16 protein-coding genes are annotated in these 16540 nt (G+C 45.8%); 13 read left to right on the forward strand and 3 right to left on the reverse strand.

From position 1 onward, the window contains the following. The first annotated feature begins 39 nt into the window (after positions 1–39). From DX060_RS05070 to DX060_RS11950, 4 genes are read left to right on the forward strand one after another with little or no spacing between them, the layout of a single operon-like run. Positions 40–5313: an alpha-2-macroglobulin family protein gene (locus tag DX060_RS05070; protein ID WP_115011447.1), complete on the forward strand. Its 5274-nt coding sequence runs from the start codon at positions 40–42 to the stop codon at positions 5311–5313. Between the two features lie 9 nt (positions 5314–5322). Then, the gene (locus DX060_RS05075; protein WP_115011448.1) at positions 5323–6114 is read left to right on the forward strand and encodes a DNA-methyltransferase; all 792 of its coding nucleotides are present in this window, start codon (positions 5323–5325) and stop codon (positions 6112–6114) included. Next, the gene (locus tag DX060_RS11945) at positions 6104–6388 is read left to right on the forward strand and encodes an HNH endonuclease (RefSeq protein WP_258552315.1); all 285 of its coding nucleotides are present in this window, start codon (positions 6104–6106) and stop codon (positions 6386–6388) included. The genes DX060_RS05075 and DX060_RS11945 overlap by 11 nt, the downstream gene beginning before the upstream one ends. 15 nt (positions 6389–6403) lie before the next feature. Next, a complete protein-coding gene (locus tag DX060_RS11950; RefSeq protein ID WP_258552206.1) occupies positions 6404–6691 on the forward strand; it encodes an HNH endonuclease in 288 nt (95 codons plus the stop codon). 205 nt (positions 6692–6896) lie between these two features. Here DX060_RS11950 and DX060_RS05085 read toward each other — a convergent pair whose 3' ends face one another. Further along, positions 6897–7706: a transporter substrate-binding domain-containing protein gene (locus tag DX060_RS05085; RefSeq protein ID WP_115011449.1), complete on the reverse strand. Its 810-nt coding sequence runs from the start codon at positions 7704–7706 to the stop codon at positions 6897–6899. A 129-nt stretch (positions 7707–7835) separates the two neighbouring features. Between DX060_RS05085 and DX060_RS05090 the strand changes: the two genes are divergently transcribed. From DX060_RS05090 to DX060_RS05125, 8 genes are all read left to right on the forward strand, one after another. Continuing rightward, entirely contained in the window at positions 7836–9137 is a 1302-nt protein-coding gene (locus DX060_RS05090) for a mechanosensitive ion channel family protein (RefSeq protein ID WP_115011450.1), read from the forward strand. Between the two features lie 330 nt (positions 9138–9467). After that, a complete protein-coding gene (gene rplM, locus DX060_RS05095; protein WP_115012314.1) occupies positions 9468–9887 on the forward strand; it encodes a 50S ribosomal protein L13 in 420 nt (139 codons plus the stop codon). A 12-nt stretch (positions 9888–9899) separates the two neighbouring features. Then, positions 9900–10292: a 30S ribosomal protein S9 gene (gene rpsI / locus DX060_RS05100; protein WP_115011451.1), complete on the forward strand. Its 393-nt coding sequence runs from the start codon at positions 9900–9902 to the stop codon at positions 10290–10292. Between the two features lie 233 nt (positions 10293–10525). Next, complete coding sequence (gene pyrH / locus DX060_RS05105; protein WP_115011440.1) at positions 10526–11239, forward strand: UMP kinase; 714 nt, start codon at positions 10526–10528, stop codon at positions 11237–11239. Between the two features lie 257 nt (positions 11240–11496). Then, on the forward strand, positions 11497–12219 hold the full coding sequence (locus DX060_RS05110; protein WP_115011452.1) for a hypothetical protein: 723 nt from the start codon (positions 11497–11499) through the stop codon (positions 12217–12219). Positions 12220–12241: 22 nt separating this feature from the next. Then, positions 12242–13243 (forward strand): sulfatase-like hydrolase/transferase, encoded by a 1002-nt coding sequence (locus DX060_RS05115; RefSeq protein ID WP_115011453.1) that lies wholly within the window; start codon positions 12242–12244, stop codon positions 13241–13243. After that, the gene (locus tag DX060_RS05120) at positions 13240–13527 is read left to right on the forward strand and encodes a hypothetical protein (RefSeq protein ID WP_115011454.1); all 288 of its coding nucleotides are present in this window, start codon (positions 13240–13242) and stop codon (positions 13525–13527) included. Before DX060_RS05115 ends, DX060_RS05120 begins: the two co-directional genes overlap by 4 nt. A 29-nt stretch (positions 13528–13556) precedes the next feature. Continuing rightward, positions 13557–14144, forward strand: a complete 588-nt coding sequence (locus DX060_RS05125) for a hypothetical protein (protein ID WP_147278779.1) — start codon at positions 13557–13559, stop codon at positions 14142–14144. 150 nt (positions 14145–14294) lie between these two features. On the opposite strand, the gene DX060_RS05130 is transcribed toward DX060_RS05125, so the two are convergent. Both DX060_RS05130 and DX060_RS05135 read right to left on the reverse strand, forming a co-directional pair. After that, entirely contained in the window at positions 14295–14792 is a 498-nt protein-coding gene (locus tag DX060_RS05130; RefSeq protein ID WP_115011456.1) for a ferritin, read from the reverse strand. 131 nt (positions 14793–14923) lie between these two features. After that, positions 14924–16246, reverse strand: coding sequence for an MATE family efflux transporter (locus tag DX060_RS05135; RefSeq protein ID WP_115011457.1), 1323 nt, complete (start codon positions 16244–16246; stop codon positions 14924–14926). 147 nt (positions 16247–16393) lie between these two features. Between DX060_RS05135 and DX060_RS11955 the strand changes: the two genes are divergently transcribed. Continuing rightward, complete coding sequence (locus DX060_RS11955; protein ID WP_258552207.1) at positions 16394–16519, forward strand: hypothetical protein; 126 nt, start codon at positions 16394–16396, stop codon at positions 16517–16519. Positions 16520–16540 lie beyond the last annotated feature (21 nt).

Genomic DNA, 16540 nt, shown 5'->3' on the forward strand with positions numbered 1-16540 from the left:
TTAAGGAAACGCCTAAGCAACACATCTTAAGGAGACACAATGCCAGAATCTAGCCCCACAAATACCCCAAACCCTAGCCAGAAACACTTAGAATCCATAGCAAGTATTCTTGCGCGTAAAAAGCCGCTAATCATAGCTCTTTTTTGCGTGCTTGTAGCTCTTTTGCTATTTGCTATCTTTGCTCCTAAAAGCCCCACACAGGCTAAAGAAGCCTTGCAAGTGCGCTTTGGGTATCCTACCTTTATGGCACAAGATCCTAATGCGCAAGACTCTAGTGTAGAGGTTACTCTGCCACTTTTTACAAGCATCGCTATGCAAGATCTCGCACTAGCGGAGCAAATCTTCATAGATTCCGATCCTATATCGCCTTCACAGCTCACAGAGCAAAGCCCGCACGAGTGGGAGCTGCGCTTTAGCGCGCCCAAAGAGTCTAAAGAGTATAAAATCCAAGTGGCAAAGGACTTTAGCAAAGCAATCACTTTAGATTCTAGTAGCAAGAGTGCCAAAGTGCTTGGCATACAAGCATATAGCAGGCAAAAGACGCTAGAAATCTACCTTGACAAAGACTTGCACCTAGATTCACAAAAGGCGCGAAATAGTGTAAAAGTGCTAAATTCTGCTGGTAGAGATATGATTGATAAAGTGCTAGCACAAGGCAGCAAGCTTATCATCACCGGGGAGTTTAAGCCAAATGCCACTTATAGTATCACATATAGCCACCCAATCGATGAGAAAGACACAAGTCTAAGCTTCCCAGCTCTCCAGCCAGAGCTGAAGTTTGCCCAAGCAGGCACGATGATGAGCCGCGATGGTGATGTGAAAATCGGTGTGCTTAGCACAGGAGTGAGAAAAAGCACGCTTAGTATCTATAAAATCCCTGATGAAAACCTAGCCAATGCCCTGCAGTATTCGTCTGGGCAAGATTCTTTTGGTGATAAGATCTTTGAGCAAGAAATTAGCTTTGACCTTAGTAAAGATCAAACTCAAAGCGTGCTTGATCTAAGAGAGCTCCTAAAGCAAGATACACAAAAAGGCGCGTATATGCTAGCTTTTAGGACAAAAAGCAGCGATCTTGTGTATCCAAATAAAGAGGGCGATGATGAATGGGATGAATGGGCGGGAGATGATGAGTGGGTAGCATACTCCCAAAGCCCTAGCAAGCTGCTTATCATCTCAAATATCGCTTTAATCGCTGAGCAAGATGGAGAGAAGATCAATGCCTATGCCTTTGACTCTAGCTCTAGCGAGCCGCTCTCTAGTGTCAAGCTCTCTTTGTTTTCAAGCACGCATCGCTTGATAGATTCTGCCACGAGCGATTCTAAAGGCTTTGCCACACTTAGCACCTACAAATCAAGCGCACTAGGGGGCAAGATCATAAAAGATAAAGACAATGAGCCTTCAAAAGACTATGCCCTGCGCCCAGCCTATATCATCGCAGAATCTAATAATGATAAATCCTATATCCCCCTGCGCTATGATGGACGCTTTTATGATGGTGTGGATACAAGCGGTGCGCAGAGCAGGAAGCGCAAGGTTTTCACCTACACAGATAGGGGGCTGGCAAATCCGGGAGAGTCTATCCAGCTTAATGCCCTAGTGCGCGATGAGCGGATACAAGATGCGCCCATTTTGCTTACTATAATCAACCCGCGCGGACAAAAGGTGCTAAAAGATAAGCCTATAAAGCCCATAGGCTATGGACTTTATAGCTATGTGTTTGACACTGATGCTACTACCCTAACCGGCGGCTATCGCGCGATTTGGAGTATAGGGAGTGAGAGCTTTAGCAGGAATTTCCAAGTCGAGCACATCACGCCCAATAAAATCCGCGTAGATATTGATGCGCCAAAGCATATTAGCAGCAGCAAAGATGTGCTAAATTTCTATCTAGAGAGCAGCTACCTTACAGGCGCGAAGTCTGCAGGGCTAGCCTATCGGGTCAATCTCCAAGCCACGCCACTGCAATACAAATCAAAAGCCTACCCAAGCTTTGACTTCACACTGCCAAGCACACAATCTGGCTATGACAAAACCCTGCAAGGCACTTTAGATGAGAGTGGCAAAGCAAGCTTCTCACTCCCACTTAGTGATCTTGCTAGCTCACAGAATCTACGCATAGGGATTAAGGCGCAAGTGTTTGAAGCCACCGGACACCCTGTGATAAACGGCACGGCGGTGGAGTATTTTGGCTCTGGTAGTGTGATAGGTGTGGGGCAGATCCCGCACTATGTGGATCTAAGCCAGCCCCTGTCGCTGCCTATAATCGTGCTAGACCCGCTAAAAGATAGTCCCATAGCCAATAGAGCAATCCGCTATAAAATCTACCGCAACAATCGCTACTGGTGGTTTGACTATGATGTGCAAGAGCGATTTAATGCCAAAATCAAAAGCGATATAAACACCACACTTATTAAAGAAGGCAGCATTACTTCTGCTGCTAAGCCTATCGCGCTAGAAGAAGATCTACGCTCTTTGGTAGAAGACTATGACTCTGTGTTTATCGAGCTAGATGATGGAGTAAGTGCGCCTAAGGTCGTGTGGCTTGTGGCAGATATGTATGGCGATGCCGCCATTAAGGCAAATCCTATGCAGCTGCCTTTAGAGCTTGATAAGCTAGAGTATGAAGCAGGAGAGAGTGCGCAGCTACGCTTTAACTCCAAAGGCTTTCATCAAGCACTCATCACCCTAAGCTATGGCGATGAGATCATAAAAAGTGAGCTTATCTCAATCAAAGAGCCTAAGACCACCTACACAATCCCACTGCTAGCGCAATATGCCCCAAATATCCACGCAAGCGTAACCCTTGTGGCAAAAGATACGCCGCTGGATTCTAGTGAGCTAGAATCCAGCACGGATAAAAAGCGTGCTGCCATTAAACGAAGCTTTGGGGTGATCACTATCCCTGTGCAAGACCCTAGCCTTAAGCTTGCCCCAGTGATCAACGCACCAGAATCCATAAAGCCCGGCTCAAAGCTACAAATACAAATCGCCAATCCCAACAAGCGCAAAATGGCTTACACGCTTGCAATCGTTGATGGGGGGATCTTAAATATCATCAACTTCCGCACGCCAGATCCTATGAAGCTCTACACCAAGATTAACTACGGCATTATGCATTATGATAATTTTGATGAGTTTATGGAGCGACTCTTCGGCATAGTGCATCAAAGTGTGCTAATCGGCGGTGATGAAGAGGCTCTAACCCAAGCTGCTAACTTTAGCAAAAGGCGCAGAGAAAATCTCATCTACTTCACAAGTGGGCTAAGTGATGAGAGCGGCAAAGCAAGCATAGAATACCAGCTGCCAAACTATGTGGGCAGCGCGCGTATAATGCTTGTAGCAAGTGAGCAGGGCAGTGTAGGCAGCGCAGAATCTAGCGTCCAAATCGCCCAAGCTGCCAATCTCTACTCCAATGTCCCTGATGAAATTAAGCTTAATGACACCATTATCGCGCCTGTTGAGGTGATCGCCCAAGATGGCGTGGCACTGAAGAGTGTGGAGATAGAATCTAGCGGTGAAGTAGCAATCAAAAAGCTAGAATCTAGTATGAACGACAAGCGCACGCGCTTTATGCAATACCTTGCCATAAGCCCTAAAAAGCTAGGAGAAGCAGAAGTTACAATCACAAGCAAAGTGCAAGTAGATTCTAGCGACCCAAGCAAGATAAGCCAGAAGCAAATCACCCAAAGCAACCGCTATATCCTACACACCACCACCCCCACTCCAGCCCAGACACAAGAAGAGCTCTTTAGCTTGCAGGCAAAAGAGCGCAAGGAGTTTAAGCCAAGCGCAGTATATATTCCAGAATCTCTTACACGCAAGCTTACCATCTCGCCTACGCTGCTTTTCTCATATCAAGATAAGGTCGAGTATCTACTCTCATATATTTATGGCTGCATTGAGCAAAGTATCTCTGCGACTATGCCGCTACTGCTTGGCTTTGATGGCACGCGATTTGAGAGTGAAGAAAGCAGAAAAGCTAAGGTGCAAAAGTCCATAAACCGCATTGTCAAATTCCAGCATAGCAGCGGGGGCTTTGGGTATTGGATAGATTCTAAAGAGGACAATGCCTTTGGCAGTGATTATGCCGCGCTTTTCCTTACTATCGCAAAAGCTAAGGGCTATGAAGTGCCAGAATCTAGCCTAAAATCCTACGCGCGCTATGCCACAAGGCGCGTGCAAGCACCAAGCGAGCTCGATCCGCTTAAGACTTTGCCGCTCTTTGTCCTAGCTCTAGCTGGCACGCCAAATATTGCTGCGATGAATCAAGCCTATACGCAAAGCTTTACACAGCTCTCCGTGCGAGAGAAGCTAGCTTTGGCTGCTAGCTATAAGCTTAGCGGGCTAGATAGCATTAGCAAAGAGATCCGCGCCAAGCTCCCAGCGAACTTGCTTGAAGCAAGCCACTATCGTAAAAATGTCGATGACTTTGATCGCGTGTTTGGCAGCTATTATTACTATGGAAGCGCGCTAAGCAATCAGGCTTTAAGCGCGTATTTCTTATCTATCATTGATGAGAAGCCGCATTTAGCCCTGCTAAATTCCCTTGCTAAATCTCTCCAAGATGAGCGGTGGCTTGGCACGCAGGATATCGCTACAAGCTTACTAGCCCTAAGCACACTGCAAGATCCAGCCAGCCTAGAATCCAAAAAGGCGCAGGCTAAGGCAGTGCGCTTTATCCTAAATGGCAAGGAGCATAGTATCACCAAGCCTAGCACCTTCAAGCTAGGAGATGGCACAGAGAGCTTGCAAGCTCTAGATACACTCTATGTCTCTTTGGCAAGCACGGGCGTGCCTAGTGCTAGCCCGCTTGCACTCCCAGCTAGCTCGCAGAATTTGGCTCTGCAAAGGGAGTTTTTCAAAATTGATGATAATGGCGTGCGCGTAAGTATTGACCCTGCTACGCTTAAAAAGGGCGATGAGTTTTACATCGCACTAAAGCTTAGCAACCTTGGCGCAAAGCCCGTGCGCAACCTAGCTCTCACGCAAATTATCCCATCTGGCTGGGAGATCCAAAACACGCGCATTACTAATGATGATGAGCAAGGCTCAAAGGCTAGCCCAGATCGCGCCTTTATGCAGGCAAACAACCGCGCAAGCTATATGGATATAGGGCGCGATAGGGTGTCGTTTTTCTTCGATGAGTGGCTAGATTTTGGCTCTGGTGCGACCACCTACAACACGCACCAAGTCTTTATCAAATGCACCGCCACGCTTGCTGGGGAGTATATCTTAAGTCAAGCTTTGGCAGAAGCTATGTATGATAGCGAGTTTTTCGCCAAAACAAGCGCACTTGCCGTGCGTGTGAGATAGGGCGTAGCAATGCCACTACACGGCACGCCCTTTAGCTACAAGAATGCGATATTGTTTAATCACACTTGCCTTGATAAAACAATTTTGCAAGAAAAATCACTTGATTTAATCATCACTTCCCCACCTTATAATGTGGGTATTGAATACAACTCCAATGAAGATTCTAACTCTTATGAAAGCTATTTAGAATTCTCTCAAAAATGGATAGAAAATTGCTACTTTTGGGCAAAAGATGGGGCAAGATTTTGCCTAAATATCCCACTTGACAAAAACAAAGGCGGACAGCAAAGCGTGGGGGCGGATTTAACCACTTTAGCAAAGCAAATTGGCTGGAATTATCACAGCACAATCATTTGGAATGAGGGTAATATCTCACGCCGCACAGCTTGGGGAAGTTGGCTTAGTGCATCAGCCCCTTATGTCATCGCACCTGTGGAGCTTATAGTCGTGCTTTATAAGGGAGCTTGGAAGAAAAAACATAAGGGGGAGAGTGATATAAGCAAGGAAGAGTTTATGGCTTGGACGAATGGATTATGGAGCTTTAATGGAGAGTCTAAAAAACGCATAGGACACCCAGCCCCTTTTCCTAGAGAGCTGCCGAAGCGGTGCATTAAGCTATTTTCCTATGTGGGTGATGTGGTGCTTGATCCATTTTGTGGCAGTGGCACGACAATGATAGAATCTTATCTTAACAATCGGTGCTTTATTGGCATTGAGCTAGATAAGGCATATTGCGAACTAAGCAAAAAACGATTTTTAGAAGCAATAGAAAAAGAAAGGGGAATTTTTGATGAAAAATAATGGCTCTCAACTTGATTTAATAATGGAATTTTTTAAGGCAAATCCAAAGCGAGATATTAAACACCCTGAAGTGGTGGATTGGGTGGTTAAAGAATGGCAAAAACGCACAGGAAAAGTTTTTAGAGATCCGTATAGGGGTATTAGGAGTTTGCACCAAAGAGGCTATTTGCAAAAGATTGCAAAGGGAGTTTATCACTATGACCCAGATTTTGTAAATTTAAGGCAAGATTTAGAGGACTTTAGCCCAGCGTTAAAAAAGCAGATTTTAGAGTGAGATGATTATAAATGTGTGATATGTGGAATGGGCAAAAAAGAAGGAGTGGAGCTGCATATAGACCATATAAAACCAAAGGATTTAGGTGGAAAAGCGGTTTTAGAAAATGGGCAAACTCTATGTAGTAGGCATAATTTTTTAAAGAAAAATCTAAAGCAAACTGAAACAGGCAAAAAGATGTTTATCCAAATGCTAGAATCTGCAAAAGATTCTGGTGAGAGTGAGCTTGTGGCATTTTTAGAAGAGGTTTTAAGCATTTATGAAAAGCATAATATCAATGGGCATATAGTGTGGAAAAAGTAGAAGTATAATTGCAAATTTTATAATGAAATGCTTAGATGAGATCCTTGGGCTATAAGATCGTATGGTCTCTATCTCAAAAGAGCTAGATAGAAAAGCTAGAATCCAAAATCCACCCATAGAGTGAAAGAGTCAGTGAGCGATTTACGCAGTGTGTGCTTGGGGCTGGTTAGACTCTGTGCTTGGGGTATGTGCAAGACTAGGCTATCTAGCGCAAGGATTGCTCATCATCATAGGATTGCAGCGCACTTGAGAAAGCCTGCTTGAGAAATCCTTCTTTATGCAAGATAGTGATTTCTTTATCAAGCCAATTATGCAAGCTGGTGCTAGATGATTTAAGCAGTGGTGCTATGGGATAAGGGTCGCCTAGGGCTGGCACACTTATGACAAAGCTTGGATTCTGGCGGGCAAGTGCTGTGATGATCATATCGCTATCGGCGAAGTAGGTGTTTTCCTCTCGCACAAAGCTAGCAAGGCATTCACGCAGATCTAGGCAGGTTTGCAGGGTGATTGTGGGGTAGTTGCTAGCAAAATACGCCGCAGCTATGGAGTCTTGGCGCACAAGCACCGCAGAGGCTGCTAGCTCTTGTATGCCTTTGGGCTGGCTACTCTTGCCTAGCACGCTGATATTTGCATACATATAGGGCGTGCTAGAGATTAGGGCGTGCGGATTTTCTGCTATGGCAAAGGAGCTTGCTAGCACGATGTCAAGCTCGCCAGATTCTAGGAGCTTGTGGGCTAGCTCTTGTGTGATCGCCTGAAAACTCACGCGCGATTCATCGCCTAAGAGATCTTTGGCAAGCTTTTTGCCAAGCAGCACTTCAAGCCCAGCAAACTCCCCCCTAGAATCCACATAGCCAAAGGGCGGTGTCGCCTTAGATATGCCGATATGTAGTATGCGCCGATCTTTGATAGAATCTAGGGAGTTTTCACACCCTAGAAGCAGTAGCACACCAAGTAGCCCAAGCATTATGCGCATCTTTTTGCCAAACTGCCAAAATCGCTGATAATATCGCACGCTTGCCCCTTGAGATAGTATAATCAATCAATCCCACATCATAGCGCAAGATAGATTAAGCACAAATACAAGCATAAATCACGCCAAATACGCTACAATCCACCGAAATCTCCCCAAAGGACTAGGTGTATGAAGCTATTTCTCGCGCTTTTTTGCGCATTTCCCTATCTCATCTATGCAAATCCACTCGCCACAGAAAGCACACTGCTTGAGCAAAAGATCCGCGATATGCTATCAAGTGCGGTTAGGTTTGTAGAATCTATCCTGCCAGCATTTTGCGCAAGCCCAATGTGTGCGAAAATCCTTTTAAGCATAGGGATTTTTATCGTGCTATGGCTGTGTCGCTCTTCTTTGGCAAAGCTTGCGATTTATTGCATTGATATGATCTTGCACCTATCTAAGCAAGATACACAAACAAGGCGGCAGATCCAAAGGGCGTTGATGAAGCCTATCACGCTCTTTTTGCTTGTGATGAGTGTCAATATCTCGCTTGATGTGCTTTATCTCCCAGACCCTTCACCTAAGGGGCTTGAAGTGTGGTTTAAAGTCGTGTATGTCATCAATGGCACTTGGTTTATTATCATCATTTCACAAGGCTATGTCGCAGCACTTCTTGCTAGCCTGGCGCAAAAACGAGGCGATCACTTCCGCCGCGAAGTCATCAATCTCTTGCTGAAAATCGGGTATTTTATCATCGTGGTTATCGCGCTATTGTGGATTCTAAAGATACTAGGCTTTAATATCTCTGCCATTATCGCTTCTCTTGGGCTTGGTGGGCTAGCAGTAGCCCTTGCGGTCAAAGATATGCTGGCAAATTTCTTTGCTTCTGTGATGTTGCTATTTGATAATTCTTTCTCACAAGGTGAGCGCATACAATGCGGCGATGTTGATGGCGTGGTGGTGGAGATGGGCTTGCGGCGCACGACTATCCGCACCGGTGATAATGCCCTTGTGCTAATCCCAAACGCCGAGCTTGCGAATAAATCTATCATCAATTGGAGTAGGCGCAAGGCAGGCAGGCGGATCTACTTCTCACTAGGGCTTACCTATGGCACGCCACCGGATAAGATTTTGCAATGTATAGAATCTATCAAGGCAATGCTACTAGCCCACCCCCTAATCGCCAAGGAATCCACCGCCCAAGATACGCTGGAGTATAGCTTGCACTTGAAGCGATCCATAGTCTCGCTTGATGATTATCTAGGCTACAAATACTCTATCTATGTCGTGCTAGATGAGCTAGCAGATAGCTCGATGAATATTTTGGTGTATTGCTTTAGCAAAGGAGTGAGCTTAGAGGAATATCTTTTGGCAAAAGAGCAGGTTATCATAGAGATTTTACGCATTGTCGATAAGCTCGGGCTATCGCTGGCTTTCCCTAGTCAAAGTCTCTATGTAGAATCTCTCCCACATCAAGCAAGCCTTACTTAGAAGTGGCTTAGATTGGCAAGCTTGTGGATAGGCTCTTGGTCTTTGCGCGCTTGGCTTAAGTGAGCTTGGCAGTCGCACAAGGCTTCACGCTAGAATCCACTTTTTACACACATTGTTGTATGACATCGCTAGGCTTGGGGGGTGTGGCGATCTTTTAGAAAATTGGATTCTAGCTTGAAAGTGGATTCTAGCTTGTGGTAATCAAACCTTAAACTTCACAAAATTTAAGCCCTATTTAAGCGTATTTTACCTAGAATCACGCCTTTAATCTATCCGCATATAGTGCGCTTGATAGCGCGTATATCGGCATATCAAGGAGATCTTATGAATATGACACGATCGATGAAAGCAAGCGAGATTACACGAGAGTGGTATGTGATTGATGCGACAGATAAGACATTTGGGCGACTCATCACAGAGGTCGCGACACTATTGCGAGGCAAGCATAAGCCCAGCTACACGCCCAATGTGGATTGCGGTGATTTTGTGGTTATCATCAATGCCACTAAGGTCAAATTCAGCGGTGTGAAACTTCAAGATAAAGAATACTTCACGCATTCTGGGTATTTTGGCAGCACGAAGTCCAAAACCTTAGAAGAAATGCTAAACAAAACGCCAGAGAAGCTCTATCACCTAGCCGTGCGCGGTATGCTTCCTAAAACTAAGCTTGGCAGAGCGATGATCAAAAAGCTCAAAGTCTATCAAGGCAGTGATCACCCCCACACAGCTCAAATCTCAAAAAGCAAATAAAGGACATAAACAATGGCAAAAAAAGTGTATGCAACAGGCAAAAGAAAGACAGCGATCGCAAAGGTATGGCTAAGCAATGGTAGCGGTAAGCTTATGGTCAATGATATGACACTCAATGAATGGCTCGGAGGACACGAAGCCATTAAGAAAAAGGTGCTACAGCCCCTAGTGCTAACCAAGCAAGAAAAATCCGTAGATATAGTAGCTAAGGCTTTTGGCGGTGGGTATTCTGCGCAGGCAGAGGCTGTGCAACACGGGATTTCCAAAGCATTGAATGAATACGATAGAGCATTCCGTGCGATCTTGAAGCCCAAAGGCTTGCTAACGCGCGACTCCCGCGTTGTCGAGCGCAAAAAATACGGGAAGCGAAAAGCCCGCCGAAGCCCACAATTCTCTAAACGCTAGTGGATTCTAGGCGGATACGCTCATTTGGTAGGCACTAGAAGCGGATCTAGTGCTAGCTCTCTCGCACAGAGCAATCCTATGCGCTAGGCTTTATAACGCTTAAGTAGCTATGCCCTAGAATCTACATAGTCTTATGCGTGCTAGTGCTATGCTATCGCGTGCTTGCTTGCTATCGTGATTGTGCGCAAACCTATAATCTCACCACAATACACAAGCACATAAAGGACAAAAATATGGAAAAAAACAAGCGCGTTTTAGTGAAGTTTTCTGGGGAGGCATTAGCAGGGGATAATGGCTTTGGGATTGAGCCAAAGATCCTTAGCTATATTGCTGATGAGATTGCTTCACTCCTAGAGGCGAAGATAGAAGTAGGCATTGTCATTGGCGGGGGGAATATTATCCGTGGTGTGAGTGCTGCACAAGGTGGTGTGATCCGCCGCACAAGTGGAGATTATATGGGTATGCTAGCCACAGTGATAAATGCGGTAGCTATGCAAGAAGCCCTAGAGCATAGTGGTGTTAATGTGAGAGTGCAAAGTGCCATTGAGATTAAAGAGATTTGCGAGAGCTATATTTATCGCCGTGCTATTCGGCATTTAGAAAAGGGACGGGTAGTGATTTTTGCTGCTGGGACAGGGAATCCATTTTTCACCACAGATACGACTGCTACCCTACGCGCAGTGGAGATAGGAGCAGACTATGTGATCAAGGCTACAAAGGTTGATGGTGTCTATGACAAAGATCCTAAGAAATATCCTGATGCCAAGCGACTTGATACTATCTCCTATGATGCAGCTTTAGCAGAAAATATCAAAGTGATGGACGATACAGCAATCGCCCTAGCCAAAGATAATCGCCTACCTATCATCGTGTGCAATATGTTTAAAGCAGGAAATCTCCTTGAGATCGTGCGTGATGGCAAGGGTGTGTTCTCTGTGGTGAGATAGGGGAGAGAGAAATAAGTCTGCTTGCAGGATTTAAAAAACAAGCCCCAACCCCTAGAATCCACTTTTGCACTAGGGTCTGTCCCACGCTCTAAAAAGCCTAAACTAGATCCTATGGAGCTTAATCGGTGTATAAAGTAGATTATGAGATATAATGCAAATTTTATGATGAGGTGCTTAGATATTGTGATGTAAAGGGCAAAACCAATTAGATTCTTGCGCTATCGCGCTATGTCGTTTGAACAAGGAGAGATGAAAAGATGAAGAGAGTGTTTGGCTTTGGCGTGGTGTTTATGCTCTATGTGCTGGGCTTTTTCTTGCTACTTGGGAGTGCGTGGCTTAAGCAAAACTTCGAGATTGAGAGCTTTGAGCAGATCCTCTTCCATTTGCGCTTCCCACTCCTTGATACAGATTCTGCGATCGCGTGGTATTTCATCAAGGCTGTTGTGCTACCTAGTGTATCGTTTGCTATGCTTATGAGCTTTGCTCCTAGTTTCGTGCGATTTTTACGCGCACATAAAGAAGCTAGGCTAGGGTTGTGGCTGGGCTTTGGGGCTAGCTTTGTGGGCTTTGTGCTGTTTGTGCTAGTGAGAGAGCCTAGCTTTGGCGACTCTAGCAGTGTGGTGCTATCATTTAGCAAGCGCGTGCTACTGCCTAGTATTGCCGCAAGCTTTGCTATGGTGTATGGGCTTAGGGCATATCGGTTTCTTGGTAGCTTAGGGTTTCGGCTATCTTTTGGGGGTGTGGCACAAGGCGTGGTGGCGTGCGCGGTGCTTATAGTAGGGGCAAATGTAATGAACAACAAGCTACACATCACAAGCTATATCGCCAAAGGCACACAGGAATACGGAGAGCTATATGAGAGCCACTATGCCATATCTAGTGAGCTAGTGCATTCTAGCCGCCCACAAAATCTCATCATAATCCTAGCCGAATCCCTAGAATCCACCTTTAGCAACGGGGGGGGGGGGGGAATCTCCTAGTCAAGCACCTTTTGGCGAGGCTATCCCACGCTTAAGCTCCCTAGCCCAAAAGCACATAAACTTTAGCCCCACGCACGCTATCGGCGGGCTAGTGCAAGTCGCTGGCACAGGCTGGACTATGGCTGGCACGATCGCTCATCTATGTGGCATACCTCTTACTATGCCAATAGGCGGCAACTCCTTTAGCAATAAATACTTTTTAGATTCTGCGCTTTGTGTGAGCGATGTGCTAGCCAATCACGGCTACACGCAAGCCTATCTATCGGGGCTAGATTCTAGCTTTGCCGGTATGAAGTATTTCCTCCAATCCCACGCCATATCCGTGCTAGATCTGCCGTATTTCCAGCAAGCAGGCGCGATCCCAAGCCCCCTGCCACAAGAGCTGCAAGGATTCTGGGGATTGAAGGATTCTAGGCTTTTTGCCCTAGCTAGAGATATGCTCCCCACGCTTAAAGAGCCTTTTGCTCTCTATGTCTCTACCATTGATACCCACCATCCAGATGGCTTTGTCGATCCGCACGCGTGCGCTAGTGTGAGGAGTGATTATCAAGGGAGCTTTACTTGCACAGATATGCTCATAGCAGAGTTTATTGACTATGTGCAAAGTCTTTATGGAGATTCTGTGAGTATCGTGGTTTTGGGCGATCATTTATCGATGAAGACAGGCTTTTTCCCGCCCAATGTCTCTCGCTATGTTTTTGATCTTTTTATCAATCCCAAATTCACCGCACCCTACACCCTAGAATCCACCAAATCCCGCACACTTAGCCACTTTGATATAGCACCGCTACTGCTGGATTCTGTGGGGATTAGGACTGAAGCCTTTGGGCTAGGGCGCAATCCTTTGTATAAGCCCACGCTCCTAGAATCCACTTTTAGCCAAGAAGAGCTAAACGCCCTTATCGCGCAAAAATCGCGTATGTATGATAGCTTCTGGGACATAGGGCAAAAGTCCTACAATCTAATCAAGCCCAAGCTAGAGCCAAGCCTCATAAACCAAACCAAAACCAAGGAGAGACAATGACAAAACGCCGTAGTATTGTAGCTATCATAATAGGGCTAGTGATCTTAGCAGCCGCATTTGCAGGCTATCTTAGCAAGAAGTTTCATCTAAAAGAGCTTAGAGGTGATGTGCCTTATGCGATGTATTTGTATGCCAAGGGTGAGCAATGCCCCTTTAATAGCAGATCCCGCAACTTCACCCCGGTCCAAAACCCTCACTTCATCGCCCACGCAGGCGGAGCGATCATAGAAAATGGCAAGCCCTTAACCTATACAAACTCTAAAGAGGCACTGCTACAAACATAGGCTATGGCTTTTCTTTTATCGAGCTTGATTTGATGCTAGATTCTAGTGGGGGGATATTTGCCGCACACGATTATAGGCATTTTGCCGGGATCACGGGTGGGAGCTTAGCCCCAGATACACCACCAAGCAAAGAGCAAATCCAGCAAGCTAGAATCCACAATCACCTAACCCCACTTACCGCAGAGTCTATCACAGAGATTTTCCTAGCATATCCTAGAATCTATCTTGTAACAGATAAGCTAAATGACTTTGATGCCATTGCTTCACAGCTGCCATTTACTGATAGGATTTTGATCGAGGTCTTTTCTCTTAAGGGCTATTATCAAGCCAAAAGGCTAGGCTTGCTCCCTATGCTTTCTACCAGCGACATAGCCCTAGCCAAATCCTTAAAAATCCCTATGGTAGCCACGCACACAAGCACGCTACAAGACCCAGATAAAGCGCGATTAGCCCAAAGCTACTTAGCCCAAGGTGGGTGTATAATGGCATTTTCTAGCAATGAAAAGTCCTTCATAGAATCTCATCTTGAAGTGAGTGCAAGTATGATTTATACAGATTATTTTGACATCAATACTAAGCAATGCAAGCTAGAAGAAGCGATGTGTAAAACTTACTAATCGCGTGAAATTGGTGGGTAGGGCAGTTTAGGCGCAGTTTGGGTGGGCTGGGCAAGCGTGGTGGGGCAGTGAGATAATGCGAGATAAGTGCGATGGAGCAAGCAAGATGGGGCAAGCGTGGCTTGCCGCCTGCAAGAGCAAAGCTAGAATCTAGCTTTTGCCTATGAGTGTTTTTATGTATTGATCGACAAGATATAGGCTATTGCCACTATTGCCGACAAGCTTGATTTTATCGACAATCCCGCGGAAGAGAGCTTCTTCTTCGTGCTGCTCGGCGACATACCATTGCAAGAAGTTAAAGGTAGAAAAATCCTTATGCGATAGCGTGAAATCCACAAGCTCATTGATAGACTTAGTGATACTAAGCTCGTGCTCATAAGTGCGCGTAAAAACATCAAGCAAAGATTCAAAGCTAGATTCTGGCTCTTTGATTTTCTGTAACTTTAGCTTAGAATCTGTCTCATTTAGGTAGGTGATAAGTTTTTTGGCGTGGTCGCTTTCTTGTCCAGCGTGCTCGAACAAAAACGCCCCCGCCCCATCGAAGCGATGTGTATAGCACCACGAACTCATACTTAGATATAAATTTGAAGCAAACATTTCTTTAGCGACTTGGTCGTTTAAACGCTCGATGACTTCTTTTGACAGCATTGTGGCTCCTTTTCATTTTTAAGTGGATTCTAGGAATTATAGAGAAAAATCCTTAAAATATTATTATAATCTATCTATTTATGAGAATCTAAAGTCCCCCCACAGACAAAGCGATTGCGCGAGAAAGTGCATTAGGCAAGCTTCTTGCGCTGCCACGCCCCCCTTTTATACGCGAGATAAAACAGCCCCGCACGGATATAAGTCTCTACAAAAATCATCACAAACACCCACCACACAGGCAGCCCAAGCCTGATCCCTAGCCACATCGGCGCGATACGCACGCACCAGATACTAAGCGCATTGATAAGCAGGCTTAGCTTTGTGATCCCAGCCCCCCTTAGCACGCCATCAAGCACAAACACCACCACCAGCGGCACCTGTGAGAATCCAACCGCTAGCAAATACCACGCAGAAATTGTGATGACCACTTCATCGTGGTAAAAAATCGCACTCAAAGGCTTGGCAAACACCGCCATAATCACCCCAAGCCCTCCCATAATCACGCAAGAAATCTGCAAGATAGTTTTATGCAGCTCTATGGCAGTTTGGATTCTATTAGCCCCTAGATTTTGCCCTGTGAGAGCCATAGCCGCGACCATAAAGCCAAATCCGGGCATAAAGGCAAAGGACTCTATACGCGCACCAATTTGACTCCCAGCTACTGCTAAATCTCCAAAGCCCGCGATGAATTTTATCGTCAGCACAAATGAGCTAAGTGTCAGCAGCCGCTCAAGTCCAGCTGGGATCCCTATGCGCAACGCCCTGCGCACATACGCACCCACCATAGCAAACTGCCACTTTATGCAAAAAAACTTCCCCTTTTTCCATACCAAAAGCGCAAAAAGCACAAGCTCCACCGCACTTGTAAGCACGCTAGCAAGCCCCGCCCCTACAATCTCAAGCCCCGCCCCAAAGATCAGCGCGATATTTGCCCCCACGCAAAATGCCGTGCTAAACACGCGCACGATAAACACGCTAATCGTATCGCCAATAGCAGCAAAGGCAGAGGTTATGATGTTTTTAAGCAGCATTGCAGGGATTGTCCAAATCACGATGTATAAAAAGTCCGCGGCAAGTGCGCTGGCTTCTTGGCTTATATCCATCCACGCAAGAAATGGCATAACCCCCGCATACGCAAGTCCCACAATAGGCAGCGCGCACACAAGACAGAGCGTGATAAGTGTGCTAAAGACTCTCTGTGCCGCTAGGCTATCGCGTGCGCCATAAAGCCTAGAGATTTGCGCATTTGTGCCGATATAAAACACCGCATTGATCGCAAAAAAGAGCATTATAAACTGCATACTCACAGACAATGCCACAAGATGCCACTCCCCAAACTTCCCCATAAAAAACACCCCAAGCGTTAAGACAATAATATCAAGCAAGGAGTTTGCCCCAGAAGGCACTGCTATGCGCAGGATCTTGCGTGCTTTTTGTGCGTAAGTGTAGGTCATACTCTGCCTTATAATTTTTTAAGTATGATACTTCAAAATTCCCTAGAATCCACTTTTGTAATGCTACTGCCAGCGGCGTTTTAGTTTTCAAGCTTTTTTATCATTCTCTCCTACCCCACTCTGTCATCGCGAGCGAGTGAAACGAGCGTGGCGATCCATTTTCAAAAAGTGGATTCTAGTATAGAAAGTATGGAGAGTGAATTACTCAAGAAGCTACGCTTTGCCACGCTGCTATCGCAGACCCAAATGACAATAAAGGGGCGTTTTTACTAGAATCCACTTGCTAGGCTTGCC

This window comes from Helicobacter canis (assembly GCF_900451095.1).
GTDB lineage: Bacteria > Campylobacterota > Campylobacteria > Campylobacterales > Helicobacteraceae > Helicobacter_B > Helicobacter_B zhangjianzhongii.

Excerpts from the sequence above, each read along its gene's own strand:
- DX060_RS05070 (WP_115011447.1), top strand. The coding sequence starts at position 40 with ATGCCAGAATCTAGCCCCACAAATACCCCAAACCCTAGCCAGAAACAC.
- DX060_RS05075 (WP_115011448.1), top strand. The coding sequence starts at position 5,323 with ATGCCACTACACGGCACGCCCTTTAGCTACAAGAATGCGATATTGTTT.
- DX060_RS11945 (WP_258552315.1), top strand. The coding sequence starts at position 6,104 with ATGAAAAATAATGGCTCTCAACTTGATTTAATAATGGAATTTTTTAAG.
- DX060_RS05090 (WP_115011450.1), top strand. The coding sequence starts at position 7,836 with ATGAAGCTATTTCTCGCGCTTTTTTGCGCATTTCCCTATCTCATCTAT.
- rplM (WP_115012314.1), top strand. The coding sequence starts at position 9,468 with ATGACACGATCGATGAAAGCAAGCGAGATTACACGAGAGTGGTATGTG.
- rpsI (WP_115011451.1), top strand. The coding sequence starts at position 9,900 with ATGGCAAAAAAAGTGTATGCAACAGGCAAAAGAAAGACAGCGATCGCA.
- pyrH (WP_115011440.1), top strand. The coding sequence starts at position 10,526 with ATGGAAAAAAACAAGCGCGTTTTAGTGAAGTTTTCTGGGGAGGCATTA.
- DX060_RS05110 (WP_115011452.1), top strand. The coding sequence starts at position 11,497 with ATGAAGAGAGTGTTTGGCTTTGGCGTGGTGTTTATGCTCTATGTGCTG.
- DX060_RS05120 (WP_115011454.1), top strand. The coding sequence starts at position 13,240 with ATGACAAAACGCCGTAGTATTGTAGCTATCATAATAGGGCTAGTGATC.
- DX060_RS05130 (WP_115011456.1), bottom strand. The coding sequence starts at position 14,792 with ATGCTGTCAAAAGAAGTCATCGAGCGTTTAAACGACCAAGTCGCTAAA.
- DX060_RS05135 (WP_115011457.1), bottom strand. The coding sequence starts at position 16,246 with ATGACCTACACTTACGCACAAAAAGCACGCAAGATCCTGCGCATAGCA.